Below are 2,092 nucleotides of genomic sequence, written 5' to 3'. Positions count from 1 at the left end.
AGCAAGCCACCGACGAACTCCTCACCCGACACGAAGTCCTACGCACCGGCTTCGACCTCACCACCTACTCCCAACCCCTCCAACTCATCCACGCCACAGCGGACCTGCCGGTCGGCATCGCCGGACTCGACGACGACACCTGCGAGAACGAGCAGCGCACCACGCCGTTCGACACGGCGGTGCCGCCGCTGATCCGCGTCAACGCGCTCGTCGGTGACGACCACGAGTGGAAGCTCGTCTTCACCCACGCCCACCCGATCCTGGAGGGCTGGAGCTACCACGCGCTCCTCACCGAACTCCTGGATCTGTACCGCGCGTTCAGGGACGGCCAGGAGATCGAGCCGGGGCAGCGCAACGGCAGTCGCTTCGCCGACTTCATCGCCGCCGAGCAGGAGTCGGTGAACGCCGGTGCCGACCAGGCGTACTGGCAGCGCATCGTCGGCGACCACGCAGCACTCGCCATGCCGGCCGGCTGGGGCGACGAGTCCGTTCCGAACGGCACCGCCCACCGCTTCCCGATCCAGGTCCACGATCTGGAGGAGCGACTGCGGGCGCTCGCCGGGCGGGCCCGGGTGTCGATGAAGAGCGTGCTGCTGGCGGCGCATCTGAAGGTGATGAGCCAGCTGACGCACGACACGGAGTTCCACACCGGCCTGGTGTGCGACACGCGCCCCGAACTCCCCGGCGCCGACCGCGTCTACGGCCTGCACCTCAACACGGTCCCGTTCCCGTACGAGGCGGGCCGTGCCGCCACCTGGCGGGAACTGGTGGCCCAGGTCTTCGAGCAGGAGACCGAGCTGTGGTCGCATCGCCGCTACCCCCTGCCTGCCATCCAGCGCGATGCCGGTGGCAGCCGTCTGTTGGACGTCTACTTCAACTACCAGGACTTCAGCCAGGTCGACGGCGACGAGATCGACGAACTCGGCGACATTGACGAGGTCCCGACCGAGTTCCCGCTGATGGTCGCCACCCGGAACGGCTACATCGTCCTGACCACCGACGGCCGTGTGGTGTCGCGTGCGAACGCGGAGCGGATCGCGTCGATGTACCGGCTGGTGCTGGAGGCGATGGCCGCCGACCCGGACGGCGACGCGCGGGCGGTGTACCTGCCGGTGGGTGAGCGGTCATCGGTGCTGGAGCGGTGGAACACGGCCGTCCGTGAGGCGTCGGCCGGCTGTGTGCCGGAGCTGTTCGCGGCGCGGGCTGGTGAGGTTCCCGGTGCGGTGGCGGTGACGTCGGGTGGCGTGTCGCTGTCCTACGCGGAGCTGGACGAGCGGTCCTCGCGGCTGGCGGGACATCTGGTGTCGCTGGGCGTGGGCGCCGGTGACGTGGTGGGCGTGCTGCTGGAACGCGGCGTCGAACTGCTGGTGACACTGCTCGCCGTACAGAAGTCCGGTGCGGCGTATCTGCCGCTGGACGCCGGGCATCCGGCCGCACGGCTGGCCGGCATCGTCGAGGACGCCGCACCACACATCCTGGTGACACAGAAGGCGGTGGCCCAGACGGCTACCGAGATCCACGACGGCATCCGGATTCTCGTGGACGGTGATCCGGATGCGGTCGGCTCAGCGCAGCCGTTGCCCCGGAAGGTGACAGATCCTTCCTCGGTGGCGTATGTGCTGTACACGTCGGGCTCGACCGGCCGCCCCAAGGGGGTCCAGGTCACCCACGGGGCGCTGGCCAACCTGCTCACGGGCATCCGCCGCGTACTGGGCGAACCGACGAGCGCCGAGTCATGGCTGGCATCGACCTCCGTGTCCTTCGACATCTCCGGGCTGGAGCTGTACCTGCCCCTGATCGACGGACACCGCGTCGTCATCGCCGAGCAGGACACGGACCTGGTGGACCTGATCACCACCCAGTCCATCACCCACGTACAAGCCACCCCCTCGGGCTGGAAACTCCTCCTGGAATCCGGCTTCCGTAGCTCTACAACCGTCGCCCTGGTCGGCGGCGAAGCCCTGCCGATCGAGCTGGCCCGCGAACTGCGCCACCGCGTCGCACGCCTGGTCAACGTCTACGGACCCACCGAAACAACCATCTGGTCCACCGCCTGGAACGTCCCCGCCCAGCCGACGGCCGTCTCCATCGG

General features: G+C 68.9%; 1 protein-coding gene. It reads left to right on the top strand.

Translation table 11 applies throughout. The features are described from left to right. The coding region (locus tag ACWCRJ_RS44515; RefSeq protein WP_450944690.1) for an AMP-binding protein at positions 1-2,092 on the top strand (2,092 nt) is incomplete at both ends.

It is taken from the genome of Streptomyces sp. NPDC002324, from assembly GCF_053593335.1.
The sequence above is the reverse complement of the archived record's forward strand: the minus strand, read 5'-3'. Positions and strand labels throughout refer to the sequence as shown.